This window comes from Micromonospora sp. NPDC053740 (genome assembly GCF_040677775.1).
GTDB classification, from domain to species: Bacteria; Actinomycetota; Actinomycetes; order Mycobacteriales; family Micromonosporaceae; genus Micromonospora; species Micromonospora alfalfae.
The window spans coordinates 1-18,978 of the sequence record NZ_JBFASO010000010.1; the positions used below are offsets into that span (position 1 = coordinate 1).

Below are 18,978 nucleotides of genomic sequence, written 5' to 3' on the forward strand. Positions count from 1 at the left end.
TGCCCACACCCCCTTCGTGCGCCCCCGATCTGGGCGCGGGGCGCGGGGCGCGGGGCGCGGGGCGCGGGGCGCGGGGCGCGGGGCGCGGGGCGCGGGCCGCAAGGCGGGTCGCGGGGCGGGGTGCGGAAGGCGGGGTGCGGCAGCGCGGGCGTGTGGGCGGGCGGGCTCGCGGGAGCCCGCCCGCCGCGGGTCAGCAGTTGCGGAGTTCGGGGGACTGGTTGAGCAGTTGGCCACGGGTCGACACGAAGCGGCGGTAGCGCTCACTGTCGACGGCTGACGGGCGGAACGCGGCGACGCGGTGGCAGTTCTGGAAGGCCAGGCGTACGCCGAAGTGCCGTTCGAGACCGCCGCGGATCGCGTCGCTCGCCAGCGCGCGGAGCAGTTGGCCCCGGTCGGCGTCGGTGGGCGGCGGGACCACGTTGTCGGCCAGGTCGGCGTCGCTGGCTTCCAGTTCGGCGACGACCCGGCTGATGGTGGCCCAGGCGTACGGCAGTGAGTCACGGACGCAGGCGATGAACGCCTCGTCGTCGATGGGGCCGCGTTCGGCGGCGTCGAGCAGGGCGGGCGGGACAGTGAGCGACATGGTTCTCCTCCGCTTCAGCTAATGATTACCGTTTTCAACAACGGTGTCGACTGAGCAGACCACGTCTCTCGGACAACGTCAACGATGTCCCGGCGCGCCGCGCCGGCGACCTACACGCGAAGCACGTGCGAACGCGCCTGCGAAGCACCCGTGCGAAGCCGCCCGCGGGACGTGCACGCGAAGCCGCCCGCGGGAGCGCGGACGCGAAGCCGCCCGCGGGACGTGCACGCGAAGCCGCCCGCGGGAGCGCGGACGCGAAGCCGCCCGCGGGAGCGCCCGCGCGACCGCACGCGCACGCGCACGCGACCGCACGCGAAGGCGACCGCACGCGAAGGCGACCGCACGCGAAGGCGACCGCACACAGCACGTGCGACGGCGTTAGGAAGAGAACCCGCGACGGGCACCGCGAATGCGCCCCCACGGAGAGCGCGCGGACGACCCGTTACGACCTCAGGGCCGGCGGGGGTGGCCCTTGAGGTGCCGGCCCAGCTCGCGGGCGATCTCCCGGTTGGCGTCGCGCTCGGCCAGGGTCTGCCGCTTGTCGTAGGAGCGCTTGCCCTTGGCGAGGGCCAGTTCGACCTTGGCGTAGCCGTTCTCGAAGTACATCGACAGCGGAACGAGGGTCACCCCGCCCTCGCGGACCTTGTCCAGGATGCGGTCGATCTCGGCACGGTGCAGCAGCAGTTTGCGGTTGCGGCGCGGGGCGTGGTTGGTCCACGTGCCGTAGGTGTACTCGGCGATGTGCAGGCCGTACAACACGATCTCGCCGTCGCGCTCGTGCGCGAACGCGTCCACCAGCGAGGCCCGCCCCTCGCGCAGCGACTTCACCTCGGTGCCGACCAGCACGATGCCCGCCTCGTACGTGCGCAGCACCGTGTACTCGTGCCGGGCCTTTTTGTTCGAGGCGATCAACCGGCGGGCGGGTGGCTTGGACGGAGTCACCAGGCGACGATATCCGGCTGCCGGAGCAGTCGTACCGGCCGGCTCAGTCGCGTGCCGGGTGCGCGGGGCGTAGTCGTGCGGTGAGTTCCCGTACCGCGTCCGTGAACGCCTCCTGCGACTCGCACGGCCAGTGTCCGAGGATCGGTGGGGGAACGCTGTCGCTGGGCGCCGGCACGACGTCCTGCGGGTCGGTCAACCGCCGGTCCACGCTTGCCGGCGGACCGGTCAGCGTCTCGGCCTCCCCGGGGCGGTGGGAGGCGAAGATCCAGCCGCCGATCGGGTCGGTGTCCCGCCACAGGTTGATCCAGCGCCAGCCGATTCGTTCGCCGATCTCCCGCAGCGCCGGCTCGTCGGCGTAGGCCGGGAAGAGCCGGGAGTACAGCCGGCCCAGCGGTGACCCGTAGGTCAGCAGGGCTACCCGCTCGGTGATCCGGGTGGGCAGTTGCAGAACCGTGGCGGCGAGCAGCACCGAGCCGTGGCTGTGCCCGGCCAGCAGCACACCCTGCCCCTGTTCCACCAGGTAGGTGATCCGCTTGGCCAACTCCGGCACGGCCCGCTCGGCGTAGCAGGGCGGCGCGAACGGGTGCGCCGCCCGGGGCCAGAAGGTGCCCAGATCCCAGAGCACGCCCACGTACCGACGGAACTGCGCCGTCCGGTACGCGAAGATGCCGCCCACGACCAGGCCGAGCAGGATCGCGGCGATCACGTAGCTACCGGAACCGATCAGGAAGTTGACCATGCCCTCCGGCACGCCGACGTAGCGCTGCGCCACGTCGCCGGGTAGGAGTTGGAGCAGGCCGAGCACGCTGGTGGCCAGGCCGAGCGCCGCCAGGCCGGCGTACACCACGGAGAGCGGTTCCAACCGTTCGGTGAAGCGGGCCCGGGCCACCGCCTGCTCGACCCGCCGCAGCCGGCCCGCCGCGTTCGGCGGCGCGTCCGGGAAGTCGGCGGCGACGATCGCCCGGGCGGCCCGCCGCCGCCCGCGCCGGGTCATCCTGGTGACCACGCCGGCCACCAGCAGCGCGGTCACCACGGCCAGGAAAAACCCGAAGATCGCCCATTTGTACGCCAGCGGAGGGCTGGTTTCCAGGCCGTCCGCTGTCGTACCCTCGCGATCGAGCAGGTCCGACACCCGGTAGACCAGCTCGGCCGAGAACGCCACCGCGAGCCCGGCCGAGATCGTCATGAAGACCGGCGCTCCCAGCGCGCGTATGGGTGACCGGCTCTGCCCGCCGCCCCGCCGCCAGATCACCAGCGTGGCGAGCGCGACCACCAGCACCGTCTGGCTGACGAACAGCCAGGCCACGATCGCGCCGTAACCGGGCAGCGCGCCGCCTTGCGGCCATGGGGCCGGGCTGATGACGATGTGCACGATCACCAGCATCGTGAGGCCGCAGGCGATGGTGCGCAGCCCGCGGAATACGCCGTCCACCCGGGGTGACGGGTCGGTGCGGTCGATGCTCGGCACCACGGTGACCAGGGCCAGGCAGGCCAGCAGCACCGCCGCGGTGGCGGTCAGCAGGATCACCATCACCCACGAGCGGTGCTGGCTGGCCCGCGCGGCGAGCAGGCTGCCGCTCAGCGTGCCGAAGGCCGCCGCGACGTGGACGGAGCGCAGCCGACCCACCAGCGGCTCGCCGTCCCACTGGCCGACGGCGCTCAACCGGTGTTTCGACGCCCGGCTCGACGGCGTCCGGAACGCGTCGAACGAATGGCCCGGGCGAGCGCCCAGCCACCAGACGAGCCCGATGGCGGCGACCGGCACGAACGCCAGCACACCCAGGCGCAGACCGGTCGGTCGCCCGCCGAGCCAGGACAGCCAGCTCCGGCCGGCCAGGCACGACGGGGTGTCCATGCAGCGCCAGGCGATCAGGTCCAGCGCCACCCCGACGATGGTGAGCACGTAGAGCATGGTGAGGGTGAGGGCGAGCACCCGGCACAGCGCCATGAAACCGCGCTTCGAGACGGTGTTCGCCGGGCGCATCCAGAGCGCCACGTTGCAGAGCATGAACGGCAGCAGGAAGACCAGTGACAGCGTCCGCACGGCCGTGCCGGACGGCAGGTCACTCCAGCGGTACGCCTCCAGCGTCACCCCGTCCGTCCCGGTGGAGTCCGGATAGCCGGGGCGCGGTCGGTAGAAACCTCCGCTGCGGTCCCCGGCGACCTGGTGCACGTACGGCCGGTCCAACACCTGGTCCGCGCCCGCGCCGGAGACACCGTGCACCCGTAGCTCCACGATCCCGCCCGACGTCGTCGGTCCGGTCGGTGTCGCGTCCGCCATGGGCCCCCCGAGGTGTGCGCGGCAACCGGGCGGGTCGTCGATGTCCGGCCACCCGCGCGGCTCCCCGGCTTACCCGTCTGCGGGGCGGTCAACCGTGGGCCGGGCCTCGGCGATGGTGCGGTCGACCCTCGACAGGTGATTTCATGGCGCCATGGCGAACCCGGTGATCCTGACCGTCGACGACGACCCCGTGGTGTCCCGGGCGGTGGCCCGGGACATCCGGCGCCGGTACGGCGACCGCTACCGGGTGTTGCGGGCGTCCTCCGGCCCGGAGGCGCTGGACGCGCTGCGCGAGGTCAAACTGCGGGGCGAACAGGTGGCGCTGCTGCTGGCCGACCACCGGATGCCGGAGATGACCGGCGTCGAGTTCCTGGAAGCGGCAATGGACATCTTCCCGGCGGCCCGCCGGGTGCTGCTCACCGCGTACGCGGACACCGACGCCGCGATCGAGGCCATCAACGTGGTCGACCTGGACCACTACCTGCTCAAGCCCTGGCACCCGCCGGAGGAGAAGCTGTACCCGGTGGTCGACGGGCTGCTGGAGGCGTGGGCGGTCACCCCGGACGCGGCCAGCGCGGAGATCCGGGTCGTCGGGCACCGCTGGTCGGCCCCGTCGTTCAAGGTCCGCGACTTCCTGGCCCGCAACCTGGTGCCGTACCGGTGGCTGTTGTCCGACGACCCGGAGGGGGTCCGGTTGCTCGACGCGGCCGGGGCCACCGAGGCGGACGTACCCCTGGTGGTGACGCCGGAGGGCAAGGCGTTGGTCGCCCCGAGCGAGGCCGAGTTGGCCGCGCTGGCCGGGTTGACTGTGGTGCCGGCGTGTGACTTCTACGACCTGGTGGTGATCGGCGGCGGCCCCGCCGGTCTCGGTTCGGCGGTGTACGGCGCGTCGGAGGGGCTGCGCACCGTGCTCGTGGAGCGACGGGCGACCGGCGGTCAGGCCGGGCAGAGCAGCCGCATCGAGAACTACCTGGGCTTCCCGGACGGCGTCTCCGGCGCGCAGTTGACCGATCGGGCTCGGCGGCAGGCGGTCAAGTTCGGCGCCGAGCTGCTCAGCGCCCGGGAGGTGGTCGGTCTCAGCGAGGCCGGCGGTGCCCGCCTGCTGCGCTTCGGCGACGGCACCGAGATCGCCGCGCACACCGTGGTGCTGGCCACCGGCGTGTCGTACCGGGTGCTCGACGCACCTGGGCTGGCCGACTTCACCGGGCGGGGGGTGTTCTACGGCGCCGCCGCCACCGAAGCGCCGAGCTGCGTCGAGCAGGACGTCTACATCGTCGGCGGGGCCAACTCCGCCGGCCAGGCGGCGGTCCACTTCTCCCGGTACGCGTCGAGGGTGCACCTGCTCATCCGTGGTGCGGACCTGACCGCCTCGATGTCGCGTTACCTGATCGACCAGCTGGAACGGATCGACAAGATCATCGTGCACCCGCACACCGCCGTGGTCGGCGGGGCGGGGGAGGACCACCTGGAACGGCTCACCCTGTGCGACACCCGCACCGGGGAGGCCCGCTCAGTCGACACCTCCTGGCTGTTCATCTTCATCGGCGCGGAGCCCCGCACCGACTGGCTGGACGGGGTGCTGGTCCGTGACGACCGTGGTTTCATCGTGACCGGTCCGGATCTGCTCGCCGGGGGGCGGCGGCCGGCCGGCTGGTCGCTGTCGCGCGACCCGTACCACCTGGAAACCAGCGTGCCGGGCGTGTTCGCCGCCGGGGACGTGCGGGCCGAGTCGGTCAAACGGGTCGCCTCGGCCGTTGGCGAGGGTGCGATGGCGGTGTCGCTGGTGCACCGCTACCTGGAGGCCCAATGAGCCGGTGTTGCGAGCCCCGCAGTCGCGAGCGAAGGAGTCCCTGTGCCCACCGAATCTGACCGCCTGACACCGGCGCAGTTGCGCACCCTGTTCCTGTTCGAGGCGCTCGACGACGGGCAGCTCGACTGGCTGGCCGAGCACGGCCGGGTCGAGCAGCGCGCCGGCGGCACCCTCGTGTACGGCGAGGGTGAGCCCGCGACCTGCTTCTTCGTGCTGGTGCGCGGGGCGGTGGCGTTGAGTCGCCTGGTGCGCGGCGACGACGTCGAGGTCAGCCGAACCGACCAGCGCGGGGTGTACGGCGGGGCCACTCAGGCGTACCTGGGTGACCAGGTCGAGCAGATCTACCGCAACAGCCTGCGGGCGGTGACCGACGCGGAGTTCTTCGTGCTACCGGCGGAGGACATGGCGTACGCCCTGCGGTCCTGGTTCCCGATGCCCATGCACCTGTTGGAAGGGTTGTTCTTCGGGATGCGGGACAGCCAGGCCATCGTCGGTGAGCGGGAGCGGTTGCTGGCGCTCGGTTCGCTCTCGGCGGGGCTGACCCACGAGCTGAACAACCCGGCCGCGGCGGCGGTGCGGGCCACGTCGGTTCTGCGGGACCGGGTCGCCGGCATGCGGCACAAGCTCGCCATGATCGCCGACGGGCGGCTCGACGGAAGCGCCCTGCACGGCCTGGTCGCCCTGCAGGAGGAGGCCGTCTCCCGGGTGGCCACCGCGCCGAAGTTGACCCCGATGGCCACCTCCGACGCCGAGGACACCCTCACCGACTGGCTGGAGGAGCACGGGGTCGGCGGAGCCTGGGACCTGGCGCCGATCCTGGTCGGCGGTGGACTCGACGCAGCCTGGCTGGCGCGGGTGAAGGACGCGGTCGGGGCCGCGGACCTGGAAGCGGCGGTGCGGTGGCTCACCTACACCGTCGACACCGAGCTGCTGATGCGCGAGATCGGCGACGCGGTCACCCGGATCTCCGGGCTCGTGGACGCCGCCAAGCAGTACTCGCAGCTGGACCGCGCGCCACACCGGGTGGTGGACGTGCACGACCTGCTCGACGCCACGCTGGTGATGTTCAAGGGCAAGATCCCCGCCGAGGTCAAGCTGGTCCGCGAGTACGACCGGGACCTACCACCCGTCCCGGCGTACGCGGCCGAGCTGAACCAGGTGTGGACCAACCTGATCGACAACGCGTTGGGCGCGATGGGGGAGAAGGGTGTGCTGACCGTCCGCACCGGACGCATCGGCGACCAACTGGCGGTGGAGATAGTCGACACCGGGCCGGGCATTCCGCCGCAGGTGCGCCCGCGCATCTTCGAACCGTTCTTCACCACCAAGCCGGTCGGCGCGGGCACCGGTCTGGGGCTGGACATCTCGTACCGGATCGTGGTGCACAAACACCACGGCGACATCAGGGTGGAGACCGAGCCGGGACGCACCATCTTCCGGGTCCTGCTGCCGATCATCGAGGGCGCACCGGACGCGCCCCACGACCCGCCGACCACCTAGCGGCAGCACGTGGTCCCGGGCACGATCAGGCGGCGCCCAGATCAAGCAAGTCCCCTCGGCCCGCCCCGCGGCCCGCCCCGCGGCCCGCCCCGCGGCCCGCCCCGCGGCCCGCCCCGCGGCCCGCCCCGCCCCGCCCCGCGCCGCGCCGCGCCGCCCCGCGCCGCCCCGCGCCGCCCCACCCCGCAAGATCATGCTCGATCCTGGATGTAGTGGCCTCGGCGGTCGTTGATGCCACTACAACAAGGATCGAGCGCGATCTTGCGCGCGTTGGGGCCGTTGGGACCGTTGGGGCAGCGGGGTCGGGCGAGTCGGGCGAGGCGGTGAGGCGCGCGGAGGCCGGTCGGTCAGGCGAGGCGGTGGGTCAGGCGGGCCACGCTGAGGTGAGGAAGTCGGCGAGGACGCGCGTGTGGGTGTCGAACGCCAGCTCGACCGGGTCGGTGAGCACCAACCACTCGGTCGCCTCCTCGGTCGGGGCCGACGGTGGCAGGTCCTCGGCCGCCCGCTCGGGCAGCACCCCGAAGACCATCATCGTGCCGCCCGCCGGTGCGCCGTGCACCGCGAACAGGCGGGCGTCCTCGGCCGCCGCGATCAGGCCGGTCTCCTCCCGCAGCTCCCGCACGAGTGCGTCGGACCACTCCTCGCCGTACTCGATGAAGCCGCCCGGCAGCGCGAGCAGGCCGCGGGCCGGTTCGATGTCGCGGCGGACCACCACCACACCCAGGCCCTCGGCCGTGCGGACCGGCAGCACCGCGACCGCCACCGGCAGCGGGTTGCGCCAGACGGTCTCGCCGCAGACCGCGCAGACTCGCGGCCATCCGGCGGCCGGCGGGTAGGCGGCGCCGCAGTAGGAACAGTGCGAGTACGGCGTGCCGGTCATGCCGCAGCACGTTACTCCGATCCCCGCCCAGCCCGCCGCGCCGCCGCTTCGTCCTGCGCTCAGCCTGCCGCGCCGCCACTTCGTCCCGCGCTCAGCCAACCGCGCCGCCGCTTCGTCCCACGCTGAGCCTGCCGCGCCGCCGCTTCGTCCCGGCGCTCAGGCTGCCGGGTCGCCCGTGTAGAAGGCGGTGGTGCGTTCGGCGGCGGCCTTCGCCTCGTCGGCGTCGGTGCCGGCGGCGATGCTCGCTTCGCACCACAGTTGGCTGCTCAGCTCCATGGCCCGTCGTCCCTCGGCGGAGGCGGTCCACTCGGCGCCCTGTTCCGGGGTGATCCCGCTGCCGTCGCCGGCCAGGTGTGAGGCGAGGCCGAGCAGCCCGAGGTCCCAGCCGACACCGACCGCGCCCGGCCCGAACTGGGCCCACCGGTCCTGGTCGACGTGCGCGATGTGGTCCAGGTCGAGGCGGGCCTGCTCGTCGCCGACCGGGGTGACCCGCACCTCGATCCAGCTCACCTCGCCGCCCATTTCCCAGGTGGCGGTGAAGCGGTGCGGCGGCTCGCAGCTCTCGACGGTGCCGTGGGCGTTGCCCTGAAGTTGGTAGGTGCCGCCCAGCCGCAGGTCGCCGGAGATCGGCAGGAACCAGCGCGGGATGCGCTCGGCGCTGGTGCAGGCGTCCCACAGGTCCTCGGCCGTCGCCTGGTAGGTCTGGCTGATGGTGGTGACCCGCGCCTCACCGGCTTCCAGGGTGCGGCTGCCGACCTGCCGCTGGACGGCGTTGATCTGCTCGGTGGCGTCGAACATCAGGTGTTCCTCTCGTCGGGTGGGTCGGCCGGGCCGCGCAGCCGACGTTCGCGTCGGCCCCGGGCCAGCTCGGTGGCGAGTGCCGCCAGGGGTGGGGTCCAGAACCGGCGGAAGTGCTCCAGCCAGCCGTCGACCTCGCGCAGTGGGCGTGGGTCGACCGCGTAGAGCCGCCGGGTGCCCTCCGGCCGCACTGTGGCGAAGCCGTTGTCGCGCAACACCTTGAGGTGTTGGGACACGGCGGGCTGGGAGATGCCGAACTCCTCGCGGATGACCGCGCTGACCGCGCCGGCGGTCTGCTCGCCACCGGCGAGCAGTTCCAGGATGCGGCGCCGGACCGGATCGCCCAGCACGTCGAAGGCGTGCACGACGACAGTTGTATCACTGACGGCTTATTTAAGCCAAGTCTGATAGTCCGATGAGCTTGTCCAGCCGGATCGGCAGCTCCCGGACCCGTACGCCGGTCGCGTGGTGCACCGCGTTGGCGACCGCCGCCGCGGTGCCGACGATGCCGATCTCGCCGATGCCCTTCACCCCGGCCGGGTTCAGCTCGTCGTCGCGCTCGTCCAACCAGTACGCCTCGATGGACTCCACGTCCGCGCAGCCGGTGATGTGATAGGTGGCCAGGTCGTGGTTGACCCAGTCGCCGTACCGCTCGTCGAGCAGGCCCTCCTCGTGCAGCGCCATCGACAGCCCCATCGTCATGCCGCCGATGAGCTGACTGCGCGCCGTCGTCGGGTTCACCACCCGCCCCGCCGCGAACACCCCGAGCATCCGGTTCAGCCGTACCTCGCCGGTGTCCGCGTCGACCCGCACCTCGACGAACTGCGCCCCGTACGCGTAGCGGGGCAGCGCCGGCTGCCCACCCATCTCCTCGGTGGTGTCCGCATCGGCGGTCACCTCGCCGGTCGGCGGCACGCCGTCGCGCAGCTTCTCGCGCAGCGCCTGAGCGGCCCGGATCACCGCCCAACTCCAGCTGGAGGTCCCCATCGAGCCCCCGGCCACCGGCGCGGTCGGCAGGGCGCTGTCGCCGATGCGGATCTCCACCCGCTCCGGTGGCACCCCGAGCGCGTCGGCGGCCACCTGCCACATCGCCGTCCGCGCGCCCGTGCCGATGTCGGTGGCGTTGACCTGGACCAGGAAGCTGCCGTCGGGCCGGGCGGTGGCCGTCGCCGAGGACGGCCGGGACCGGGCCGGGTAGCTCGACCCGGCCACCCCCGTGCCGATCAGCCAACGCCCGTCGCGCCGGGACCGGGGCGACGGATCACGGCCGGCCCAACCGAACCGTTGTGCGCCCTCGCGCAGGCACGCCACCAGGTTGCGGCTGGTGAACGCCCGCCCCTGGTCGGGGTCGACATCGGTGTCGTTGCGGATGCGCAACTCCACCGGGTCGATGCCGGCGGCGACGGCCAACTCGTCCATCGCCGACTCCAGGGCGTACGCGCCGGGGCACTCGCCCGGGGCGCGCATCCAGAACGGCGTGGGCACGTCGAGGCGGACCAGCCGGTGCGTGGTGCGGCGGTGCGGCGCGGCGTACATGCTACGGGTGTAGACGGCGGTCTGCTCGGCGAACTCCTGGATGGTCGAGGTCTGGCTGATCGCGTCGTGGCAGATGGCGGTGAGCCGACCGTCGGTGTCGGCGGCGAGGCGGACCCGCTGGATGGTGGGGGTGCGGTAACCGATCGGCCCGAACAGTTGCTGGCGGGTCAGCGCCAACTTCACCGGGCGGTCCACGTGTCGGGCGGCGAGGGCGGCCAACACCACGGCGGCCTTGGCATACCCCTTGCTGCCGAAGCCGCCGCCGACGTGCTGCGCGACGACCCGGACCGACTCCGCAGGCAGCGCGAACAGCTCGGCCAACGTGGCCTGCACCGACGAGGCGCCCTGATTGGAGTCGTGCACCAGCAGCCGTCCGTCGCGCCACTGCGCCGTCGTGGCGTGCGGCTCCATCGGGTTGTTGTGGTACGCCGGAGTGCGGTACGTGGCGTCCACCCGCACCGGGGCGGCCGCGTACCCGGCGTCGAAGTCGCCCTCGGCGGTGTCCGTCGGATAGCTGGGGTTGACGTGGTCCGGCTTGTACAGGCCGGGGTGGTCGTCGGTGAGCACAGTGCTGTGCGGGCCGGTGTCGTAGTCGATGTGGACCAGCCGGGCGCCCTCGCGGGCCGCCTCCAGGCTGGTGGCCACCACGACGGCGACGTACTGTCCCCGGTAGTGCACCGCGGGCTCCTGCAGCAGCCACAGCTCCGTCTGCGGGCCGGGTGTCAGCCGTGGCGCGTTGCCGTGGTGCAGCACCGCCAGCACACCGGGCGACGCCAGCGCCTGCGCCGTGTCGACGCGGGTGATCCGGCCCCGCACCACCGCCGACGGCACCGCCCAGCCGTAGCTGACCCCGTCCACCGGGTACTCCACCGCGTACCGGGCCGTGCCGGTGACCTTCGCCGGGCCCTCCAACCGGGGGTACGCCCGTCCGACCGCCCCGGCGCTCATGACGACGCCAGTTCGGTGAGCGCGCGCACGGTGATGGCCCGGGTCAGTGGCAGCTTGAAGCCGTTGTGCCGCAGCGGGCGCGCCTCGGCCAGCTCCGCGTCGGCCGCCCGTGCCGCCAACTCGGGGCTGAAGGGACGACCGCGCAGCGCCTCCTCGGCCCGGTACGCCCGCCACGGTCGGTGTGCCACCGCCCCGTACGCCAGCCGCACGTCGCGAACCACGTCCCCGTCGAGGTCCAGCACCGCGGCCACCGAGCCGGCGGCGAAGGCGAACGAGGCGCGGTCGCGCACCTTGAGGTACGTCGAGCGGCGCGCGGCCGGTAGGGGCGGCAGCCGGACGGCGGTGATCAGCGCGCCCCGGGCCACTGTGGTCTCCCGTTCCGGGTGGGTGCCGGGGGAGCGATAGAACTCGGCGATCGGGATGTCACGGGGGCCGTCGGCCTCGTGCACCTCCACCACGGTGTCGAGGGCGGCCAGCGCGACGGCCAGGTCGGATGGGTGGGTGGCGACGCACTGCTCGGACCAGTCCAGCACCGCCAGGTCGCGGTTCTGGCCGTGCAGAGCGGCGCAACCGCTGCCCGGCTCTCGTTTGTTGCACGCCTTGCCGGTGTCCTGGAAGTAGACGCAGCGGGTGCGCTGCAACAGGTTGCCGCCGGTGGTGGCCATGTTGCGCAGCTGTCCGGAGGCGGCGGCGAGCAGGGCGCGGGCCAGCACCGGGTAGGCGCGGCGTACCACCGGGTGGGCAGCGAGGTCGCTGTTGCGGACTGTCGCGCCGATCCGCAGACCACCGTCGGGCAGCTCCTCGACGGTGTCGAGTGGAAGCCGGGTCACGTCCACCAGCACGTCGGGGCGTTGCACCCCGAGCTTCATGAGGTCCACCAGGTTGGTGCCGCCGCCCAGGTAGGCGGCCTGTGGTTCGGCCGCCAGCACGGCGACCGCCTCGGCCACGTTGGCGGGCCGGTGGTAGCGGAACGCCTTCACGAGGACGCCGCCGTCTCACGTACGGCCGCGACGATGTGTGGGTACGCGGCGCAGCGGCACAGGTTGCCGGCCATCCGCTCGCGGATCTCCGCGTCGGTCAGCTCGGCTGACGTGTTCAGGTCGTCGGTGACCGCGCTGGGCCAACCTTGGGAGACCTCGTCGAGCATGCCGCGGGCGGAGCAGAGCTGCCCGGGGGTGCAGTAGCCGCACTGGAACGCGTCGTGTGCGATGAAGGCGGCCTGCAACGGGGACAGCTCGTCCGGCCCGGCCAGCCCCTCGACTGTCACCACCGACCGGCCGTCGACGGTGACCGCGAAGATCAGGCAGCTCTTCACCCGGCGGCCGTCGAGCAGCACCGTGCAGGAGCCGCACTGGCCGTGGTCGCAGCCCTTCTTCGCCCCGGTCAGGTCGAGGTGCTCGCGCAGCGCGTCGAGCACCGTGGTGCGGTTGTCCAGGGTCACCTCGCGGGACGCGCCGTTGACCTCGAACGTCACCCGGGACGAGTGGCGCTCGTCGATCGTCGTCGTGTTCTCCGGTCCGCCCTGCACCGGCCCAGACTAGCTTTGTCGGTATATCTCAGGGCGAATAACGCAAAGCCCCTCGCACGGGAGGTGACGACGGTGACTGCCGGACTGCTGCTCGCCGCCGGCGCCGGGCGGCGCTACGGCCGGCCGAAGGCGCTGGTCGAGCTGGACGGCGAGCCGCTGGTGCGGCGCGCGATCCGGCTGCTCGCCGACGGCGGCTGCGCACCGGTGCACGTGGTACTCGGCGCGGGCGCCGACGAGGTGCCCGACCTGCCCGGCGCGGTGTCTGTCCGGCACGATCGCTGGTCGGACGGGCTGGGCTCGTCGCTGCTGCGTGGCCTGGCCTCACTGCCCGTCGACGTGCCGGCCGCCGTCGTGGTCCTTGTCGACCAGCCGCTGCTCAGCCCGGTAGCGGTGCGCCGGGTGCGCGCGGCGTACACCGGTGCGGCGGTCGTCGTGGTCGCCACCTACGCCGGTCGGCCCGGGCACCCGATCCTGCTGGGTCGACAGACCTGGCCGCTGCTGAACCGGTACGCCGTGGGCGACCGGGGTGCCCGTGACCTGCTGCGTGAGCGGCCGGACCTGGTGGTCGAGGTGCCCTGCGACGACGTCGGCACACCCGTCGACGTGGACACCCCGGCCGATCTGCGCGCGGTCACCGACGCGTCAGCCACCGAGGCAGCCCCTCGCTGGTCACCGCGTGATAGCTGATCATGACGATCACACCGATCAGGCCCAGCAGCGGGTTGACGAACCAGCCGAGCAGACCGCTGAGCCCGTACAGGACGAGGCCGGTGACCGGTCGCAGCCGCTGCGCCCGCACGTACCCGGGGCTGACCCGACGCTCCAGCAGCGCCGGGTGTCGGTGCAGGTAGCCGAAGAACACCAGCCAGGGCGCCGACATCAACGCCGCGGAGAGCGCGTACAGGGCGACCGCCGCGCGCTGGTCGTCGATGTCGCCCCGGGTGAACGCGGAGGCCAGCACCGCGGTGGGGAAGGGAATGATCACCGCGCCGAAGAGCACGCCGAGGTTGATCCAGCTCAGCGCGAGGGTGGTCCGGCGGATCAGGCGCAGCAGCGCACGGTGGTTGAGCCAGAGCACCCCGATGTAGACGAAGGACACCACGAAGGCGAGGTACGAGGGGCCCTCGTCGAGCAGATCGGTCAGCAGCTCACCCTCGTGGTACTCGGGCACCCGCAGGTCGATGACGAGCAGCGTGATGACGATGGCGAAGACGCCGTCGCTGAACGCCGCCATCCGCTCGGTGCCGGAGACCCGCCCGGTGGGCTCGGGCTGCTCGATCTCGTCGGGCGCTGCGGACATTGCCGCAGGCTAGCCACTCGGCGCGGCGGCCGGTGGCGGTTTCGCCCGACCGGGACACGAACGGCCGCCCAGGGTCACCCCCGGGCGGCCGTCGCGCTGCCCGCCGGTCAGGCCACCGGCGTCGCGGTGCCGGTCGTACCGGCGAGCCGCTGGTGGGCGCGGATCACCTCGGCGTAGCGCAGACCGCTCGCCTTCACCGTCCGACGCTGGGTGGCGTAGTCGACGTGCACCAACCCGAAGCGCTTGTCGTAGCCGTACGCCCACTCGAAGTTGTCCAGCAGCGACCAGACGAAGTAGCCGTCCAGGGGTACCCCTCGGGCCACCGCCGAGGCGCACGCGGCCAGGTGCTGCTCCAGGTGGTCGGTGCGTTCCTTGTCCTCCACAGTGCCGTCGGCGGTGACCTCGTCCGGCCACGCCGAGCCGCTCTCGGTGACGATGATCCGGCCCGGCCGGTACTCCTCGTGCACGTCGACGAGCAGCCGCTCCAGGCCCGCCGGGTACATCTCCCAGCCCATCGCGGTCTCCACCGACCCGGGCACCGGCACCTGCCGGGCGTACGGCGCCGCGCCGGTCGGGTCGTCGACCACCAACTGCCGGAAGTAGTAGTTCACCCCGAGGAAGTCCGTCGGCGTGGCGATCGTCGCCAGGTCGTCCCCGCGTACCGGCGGCTCGACCCCGTAGGTGGCGATCATGTCGGCGGGGTAGCCGCGCCCGTGGATCGGGTCCAGCCACCACCTGTTGACGTGCCCGTCGGCGCGCCGGGCCGCCGCGACGTCCTCGGGTCGGTCGGTCGCCGCCTCGATCGGGCTGAGGTTGAGCACCAGCCCCACCGAGGCCGGCCGGGCGGCGTTGGCGCGGATCGCCTGGGTGGCCAGGCCGTGCCCGAGCAGCACGTGGTGCGAGGTGTGCACCGCGCGGGTCAGGTCCCGCTCGCCGGGGGCCATGTTCCCCTCCAGGTGCCCGATCCAGGACACGCAGAGCGGCTCGTTGACTGTGCACCAGTCGGCGACCCGGTCACCGAGCCGGCCGGCGACCACCGCCGCGTAGTCGGCGAACGCCTCGGCGGTGGCGCGCTCCGGCCAACCGCCCCGGTCCTGCAGCACCTGCGGCAGGTCCCAGTGGTAGAGCGTGACGAACGGCCGGATCCCGTCGGCGAGCAACGTGTCGACGAGCCGATCGTAGAAGTCCAGCCCGGCGGCGTTGACCCGCCCGACGCCGTCGGGCATGACCCGGGGCCAGGCCACCGAGAATCGGTACGCGTCCACGCCGAGGCGGCGCAGCAGCGCCAGGTCCTCCGGCCACCGGTGGTAGTGGTCGCACGCCACCGCGCCGGTGTCGCCGTTGTCGACCTTGCCGGGAGTCGCCGAGAAGGTGTCCCAGATGGACGGCGACCGGCCGTCGACGTCGACGGCCCCCTCGATCTGGTACGCCGCCGTGGCGACACCCCAGAGGAAGTCGGGTGGCAGCTTGGACAGGTCGGGCACGGGTCGGTTCTCCTCTGGGGTTGGATGACTCACTTGACAGCGCCGGCGGTGAGGCCGGCGACGAAGTAGCGCTGCAGGGCCAGGAACCCGACGACGACCGGGATGCTGACCACCAGCGAGGCGGCCATGATCTGGTTCCAGTAGACGTTGAACTGGGTGGAGTAGCCCTGGAGGCCGACGGCCAGGGTGCGGCTGCCCTCGTCGGTCATCACCGACGCGAAGAGCACCTCACCCCACGCGGTCATGAACGCGTACACGGTGACCGCGACGACGCCGGGCACGGCGGCCGGCAGGATGACCTGGAACAGGGTGCGCAGCGGACCTGCGCCGTCGACCTGCGCCGCCTCGTCCAGACCCCGGGGGATCGAGTCGAAGTAGCCGACAAGCATCCAGATCGAGAACGGCAGCGAGAAGGTCAGGTACGTGATGACCAGGCCGGTGCGGCTGGCGTACAGCTCGATGCCGGTGGCGTTGCCCAGGTTGACGTAGATGAGGAACAGCGGCAGCAGGAACAGGATGCCGGGGAACATCTGCGTGGACAGCACCGTCACCGTGAAGACACCCCGACCGCGGAACCGGTACCGGCTCACCGCGAACGCGGCGAAGATGGCCACCGCCACCGAGCAGACCGCCGCGATGCTCGACACCACCAGGCTGTTCACCAGGTACCGGGCCAGCGGCACGGTGCTCCACATGTCGACGAACGGTTGCAGGGTGGGCCGGCTGGGCCACCAGGTGAAGCCGTTCTGCACGTCCTGCAACGGCTTCGCCGCCGAGGTGACCATGACGTAGAGCGGGATGACGACGAAGAGGGCGAGCAGGGTCAGCACGATGCGCCGACCCCAGCGCTCACCGGCTGTCTCACGCATGGTCATCCCTCCGACGGTTGGTGATCAGCAGGTACACGGCCGAGACGACAAGCAGGAACAGCAGCAGCGCCACCGACATGGCCGACCCGGAGCCGAAGTCCCAGGTCTTGAAGGAGCTGCGGTAGATGTGGATGGAGATCAGGTCGGCCTGCTCGGGCGCGGAACCGCCGAACAGCACGAACGGGGTGTTGAAGTCGTTGAACGTCCACAGGAACAGCACCAGCAGCAGCACCAGGTTGACCGGCCGCAGCATCGGCAGGGTGACCGAGCGCAGCCGGCGCCAGAATCCGGCGCCGTCGATAGCGGCGGCCTCGTACAGCTCACCGGGCACGTTCTGCAACCCGGCCATCAGGCACAGGAACGCGAACGGCCAGTTACGCCAGACCGACACCACCAGCAGCGACCAGAAGCTGTTGTCGCCGATCAACCAGAACGGCCGTTCGTTCATCAGCCCGAGCTGGTCCACGAGCACGTGGTTGACCAGGCCGGTGTCGCGTTGCAGCAGGAAGCTCCAGGTGATCACGGCCGCGTAGACCGGCAGCGCGTACGGGGTGAGGAACAGCGCCCGCAGGATCGCCCGTCCACGGAACGGCCGTTGCAGGACGACAGCAGCCGAGATGCCGAGCAGCCAGGCGAAGCCGACCGAGAGCAGGCTGTAGGCCAGGGTGACCCAGAACGAGTGCAGCAGTTCCTTGCCGGCGGCGCTGTTCAGGTCGAGCGTCGCCCGGTAGTTCTCCAGCCCGATGAAGGGCGCGGTGGACCAGTCGCGAATGTGGAACTGGGTCAGCTCCAGCAGGCTCATCCAGACCCCGACCACCATGGGGATGACGTGGATGGCGAGTTCCAGCACGACGGCCGGTGCGAGCAGCAGGTACGGCAGGAGCGAGCGGCGGGGGCCGCGGGGCCGGCGGGCCGGCCCCCGGGCCGGCGACCCGGCCCGGGGTTCGCGCCGGTCGGCGTCCGGCGCGGTGGTGCTGGTTGCCATCGGGGTCCTCTCGGAGGCGGTGGCCGTGGCCGGGCTCAGCGCCCGACCACGGCCACCGGTGACGCCTGGGTCAGCGCATCTTCTGCTGCGCGTCGGTCAACTTGGCCTTCACCGACTCCTCGGTGACCGGCTTGCCGCTGGCCGCGTCGGCGAACAACTCCTTCATCGCGGTGCCGACCAGGGTCTCGAAGGTGCTCTCATCGGGCACCTGCGGCAGCGGGGCCGCGGTGGTGACGAGGGTTTCCTGGATGGTCTTCTGCTCCGTGGCGCTGAACGCAGGGTCGGAGGCGGCGGTCTTCACCGCCGGCAGCGAGCCGTACGTCTTGTTGAGGATCGTCTGCTCCTCGTCGCTGGTCATGAACTTCACGAAGCTCAGCGCGCCGTCCTTGTTCTTGGTGTGCTTGAAGACCGCCATGTTGATCCCGGCGACCATGCTGTTGACCTTCTTGCCGCCGGCCGGCGGGCTGGCCAGGAACGGCACCGGGGCCACCCCGTACGCGTCGGCGGGCATGTTCTGCGTCTTCAGGTTCGACCCGGCGGACTGCCAGAGCAGCATGGCGGCCTTGCCGTTGGCGAAGTCGGAGACCGACTGGTTCTGCGCGTACTCCGCGTTGCTCGGGTTGGTGATCTTGTCGGCGGCCATGAAGTCGATGTACCGCTTGATCGCCGAGACGTTCTGCGGGGTGTCGAAGGTCGGCTTGCCGGCCGAGTCGAACCACTCGCCGCCGTACTGCTGACTGAAGGTGAAGGCGTGGTGGGCGTTCTCCGACGGGTTGGCCCCCTCGATCGCCAGGCCCCACTTGCCGCCGGTGCTCAGCTTCTTGCCGTACTCGGCGAGCTGTTCCCAGGTGGTCGGCGGCGCGGTGATGCCGGCGTCGGCGAACGACTTCTTGTTGTAGTACAGGCTGTACGCCATGCTGTAGAGCGGCACGGCGGCCGGCGGCTTGCCGGGGGCGCCGGCGGCGGCGAGCGCGGCGGGCACGATCCGGTCCTTGCCGCCGACGGCCTGCAGGGCGGCGTCGTCGAACTCGACCAGCGCGCCGGTGGCCTGCAACGACGCCGACCAGGTGTTGCCGATGTTGACAACGTCCGGGCCCTTGCCGGAGGCGGCGGCGGCCAGCAGGCGGTTGAGCAGATCCGACCAGGGGACCACCTCCACGGTGACCTTGATCCCGGTCTGCTTCTCGAACTTGTCCAACTCCGGCTGGAGGGTGGTCTTGTCGGCCTCCAGGCTGGCGCCCTGGTTGCTGGCCCAGTAGGTGAGCGTCTTGGGCGACGAGGCGGAGTCGTCGCCGGAGCCTCCGCAGGCGGTCAGCGAGGCGGCCGCCAGTACGGCGGCGGTGAATATCCCGAGGTGTCGTCTCGACACGGGTCAGCCCTTCCGGTGCGTGGTGGGGGTCCGCCGACCTTCGTCACCGATAGGGGTCGGGCGACGGGGGCCGGCTGCGGACAGGGTTCGGGGGTGCGCCGTCGGGGTCCGTCGGCGTTTCCCGGGAGTTACATCACGGCTTAATTTATGTCGTCATTAAAGTTGCTG

The 18,978-nt window shown here is 71.9% G+C and carries 17 protein-coding genes; 3 read left to right on the forward strand and 14 right to left on the reverse strand.

Going from position 1 to position 18,978, the window contains the following annotated elements; all coding sequences use genetic code 11:
• Positions 1-190: 190 nt before the first annotated feature.
• The 3 genes from AB0K35_RS24485 to AB0K35_RS24495 form a co-directional block, all read right to left on the reverse strand.
• Positions 191-583 (reverse strand): SCO5389 family protein, encoded by a 393-nt coding sequence (locus AB0K35_RS24485; protein WP_357367700.1) that lies wholly within the window; start codon positions 581-583, stop codon positions 191-193.
• 450 nt (positions 584-1,033) lie between these two features.
• A complete protein-coding gene (smpB, locus tag AB0K35_RS24490; RefSeq protein ID WP_124822617.1) occupies positions 1,034-1,525 on the reverse strand; it encodes an SsrA-binding protein SmpB in 492 nt (163 codons plus the stop codon).
• A 43-nt stretch (positions 1,526-1,568) separates the two neighbouring features.
• The gene (locus AB0K35_RS24495; RefSeq protein WP_363887865.1) at positions 1,569-3,806 is read right to left on the reverse strand and encodes a hypothetical protein; all 2,238 of its coding nucleotides are present in this window, start codon (positions 3,804-3,806) and stop codon (positions 1,569-1,571) included.
• A gap of 151 nt (positions 3,807-3,957) precedes the next feature.
• Between AB0K35_RS24495 and AB0K35_RS24500 the strand changes: the two genes are divergently transcribed.
• Both AB0K35_RS24500 and AB0K35_RS24505 read left to right on the forward strand, forming a co-directional pair.
• Positions 3,958-5,616, forward strand: a complete 1,659-nt coding sequence (locus AB0K35_RS24500) for an FAD-dependent oxidoreductase (RefSeq protein WP_238672048.1) — start codon at positions 3,958-3,960, stop codon at positions 5,614-5,616.
• A 42-nt stretch (positions 5,617-5,658) separates the two neighbouring features.
• Entirely contained in the window at positions 5,659-7,116 is a 1,458-nt protein-coding gene (locus AB0K35_RS24505) for an ATP-binding protein (protein ID WP_238672049.1), read from the forward strand.
• Between the two features lie 361 nt (positions 7,117-7,477).
• Here the strand turns inward: AB0K35_RS24505 and AB0K35_RS24510 are convergent, their stop codons facing one another.
• The 6 genes from AB0K35_RS24510 to AB0K35_RS24535 form a co-directional block, all read right to left on the reverse strand.
• On the reverse strand, positions 7,478-7,993 hold the full coding sequence (locus AB0K35_RS24510) for an NUDIX domain-containing protein (protein ID WP_363887868.1): 516 nt from the start codon (positions 7,991-7,993) through the stop codon (positions 7,478-7,480).
• Between the two features lie 156 nt (positions 7,994-8,149).
• The gene (locus tag AB0K35_RS24515; RefSeq protein WP_363887875.1) at positions 8,150-8,791 is read right to left on the reverse strand and encodes an SRPBCC family protein; all 642 of its coding nucleotides are present in this window, start codon (positions 8,789-8,791) and stop codon (positions 8,150-8,152) included.
• A complete protein-coding gene (locus tag AB0K35_RS24520) occupies positions 8,791-9,156 on the reverse strand; it encodes a metalloregulator ArsR/SmtB family transcription factor (RefSeq protein WP_091398629.1) in 366 nt (121 codons plus the stop codon). The genes AB0K35_RS24515 and AB0K35_RS24520 overlap by 1 nt, the downstream gene beginning before the upstream one ends.
• A 28-nt stretch (positions 9,157-9,184) precedes the next feature.
• On the reverse strand, positions 9,185-11,275 hold the full coding sequence (locus AB0K35_RS24525; RefSeq protein WP_363887877.1) for a xanthine dehydrogenase family protein molybdopterin-binding subunit: 2,091 nt from the start codon (positions 11,273-11,275) through the stop codon (positions 9,185-9,187).
• On the reverse strand, positions 11,272-12,255 hold the full coding sequence (locus AB0K35_RS24530; protein ID WP_308193539.1) for a xanthine dehydrogenase family protein subunit M: 984 nt from the start codon (positions 12,253-12,255) through the stop codon (positions 11,272-11,274). The genes AB0K35_RS24525 and AB0K35_RS24530 overlap by 4 nt, the downstream gene beginning before the upstream one ends.
• Positions 12,252-12,749: a 2Fe-2S iron-sulfur cluster-binding protein gene (locus tag AB0K35_RS24535; RefSeq protein ID WP_238670723.1), complete on the reverse strand. Its 498-nt coding sequence runs from the start codon at positions 12,747-12,749 to the stop codon at positions 12,252-12,254. Before AB0K35_RS24535 ends, AB0K35_RS24530 begins: the two co-directional genes overlap by 4 nt.
• A 126-nt stretch (positions 12,750-12,875) precedes the next feature.
• Here AB0K35_RS24535 and AB0K35_RS24540 point away from each other — a divergent pair, with 126 nt between their 5' ends.
• On the forward strand, positions 12,876-13,490 hold the full coding sequence (locus AB0K35_RS24540; RefSeq protein ID WP_238670594.1) for an NTP transferase domain-containing protein: 615 nt from the start codon (positions 12,876-12,878) through the stop codon (positions 13,488-13,490).
• Here AB0K35_RS24540 and AB0K35_RS24545 read toward each other — a convergent pair.
• From AB0K35_RS24545 to AB0K35_RS24565, 5 genes are all read right to left on the reverse strand, one after another.
• The gene (locus tag AB0K35_RS24545; protein ID WP_238670595.1) at positions 13,435-14,103 is read right to left on the reverse strand and encodes a TMEM175 family protein; all 669 of its coding nucleotides are present in this window, start codon (positions 14,101-14,103) and stop codon (positions 13,435-13,437) included. The two genes, AB0K35_RS24540 and AB0K35_RS24545, sit on opposite strands and share 56 nt — an antisense overlap.
• A 107-nt stretch (positions 14,104-14,210) precedes the next feature.
• Positions 14,211-15,587 (reverse strand): GH1 family beta-glucosidase, encoded by a 1,377-nt coding sequence (locus tag AB0K35_RS24550; protein WP_363887880.1) that lies wholly within the window; start codon positions 15,585-15,587, stop codon positions 14,211-14,213.
• Between the two features lie 29 nt (positions 15,588-15,616).
• The gene (locus AB0K35_RS24555) at positions 15,617-16,456 is read right to left on the reverse strand and encodes a carbohydrate ABC transporter permease (RefSeq protein WP_238670597.1); all 840 of its coding nucleotides are present in this window, start codon (positions 16,454-16,456) and stop codon (positions 15,617-15,619) included.
• Positions 16,449-17,441: a sugar ABC transporter permease gene (locus AB0K35_RS24560; protein WP_238670598.1), complete on the reverse strand. Its 993-nt coding sequence runs from the start codon at positions 17,439-17,441 to the stop codon at positions 16,449-16,451. Before AB0K35_RS24560 ends, AB0K35_RS24555 begins: the two co-directional genes overlap by 8 nt.
• A gap of 70 nt (positions 17,442-17,511) precedes the next feature.
• Complete coding sequence (locus tag AB0K35_RS24565; protein ID WP_238670599.1) at positions 17,512-18,810, reverse strand: sugar ABC transporter substrate-binding protein; 1,299 nt, start codon at positions 18,808-18,810, stop codon at positions 17,512-17,514.
• Positions 18,811-18,978: the final 168 nt, after the last annotated feature.

Excerpts from the sequence above, each read along its gene's own strand:
- AB0K35_RS24515 (WP_363887875.1), bottom strand. The coding sequence starts at position 8,791 with ATGTTCGACGCCACCGAGCAGATCAACGCCGTCCAGCGGCAGGTCGGC.
- AB0K35_RS24485 (WP_357367700.1), bottom strand. The coding sequence starts at position 583 with ATGTCGCTCACTGTCCCGCCCGCCCTGCTCGACGCCGCCGAACGCGGC.
- AB0K35_RS24525 (WP_363887877.1), bottom strand. The coding sequence starts at position 11,275 with ATGAGCGCCGGGGCGGTCGGACGGGCGTACCCCCGGTTGGAGGGCCCG.
- AB0K35_RS24500 (WP_238672048.1), top strand. The coding sequence starts at position 3,958 with ATGGCGAACCCGGTGATCCTGACCGTCGACGACGACCCCGTGGTGTCC.
- AB0K35_RS24495 (WP_363887865.1), bottom strand. The coding sequence starts at position 3,806 with ATGGCGGACGCGACACCGACCGGACCGACGACGTCGGGCGGGATCGTG.
- AB0K35_RS24560 (WP_238670598.1), bottom strand. The coding sequence starts at position 17,441 with ATGGCAACCAGCACCACCGCGCCGGACGCCGACCGGCGCGAACCCCGG.
- AB0K35_RS24555 (WP_238670597.1), bottom strand. The coding sequence starts at position 16,456 with ATGCGTGAGACAGCCGGTGAGCGCTGGGGTCGGCGCATCGTGCTGACC.
- AB0K35_RS24510 (WP_363887868.1), bottom strand. The coding sequence starts at position 7,993 with ATGACCGGCACGCCGTACTCGCACTGTTCCTACTGCGGCGCCGCCTAC.
- AB0K35_RS24545 (WP_238670595.1), bottom strand. The coding sequence starts at position 14,103 with ATGTCCGCAGCGCCCGACGAGATCGAGCAGCCCGAGCCCACCGGGCGG.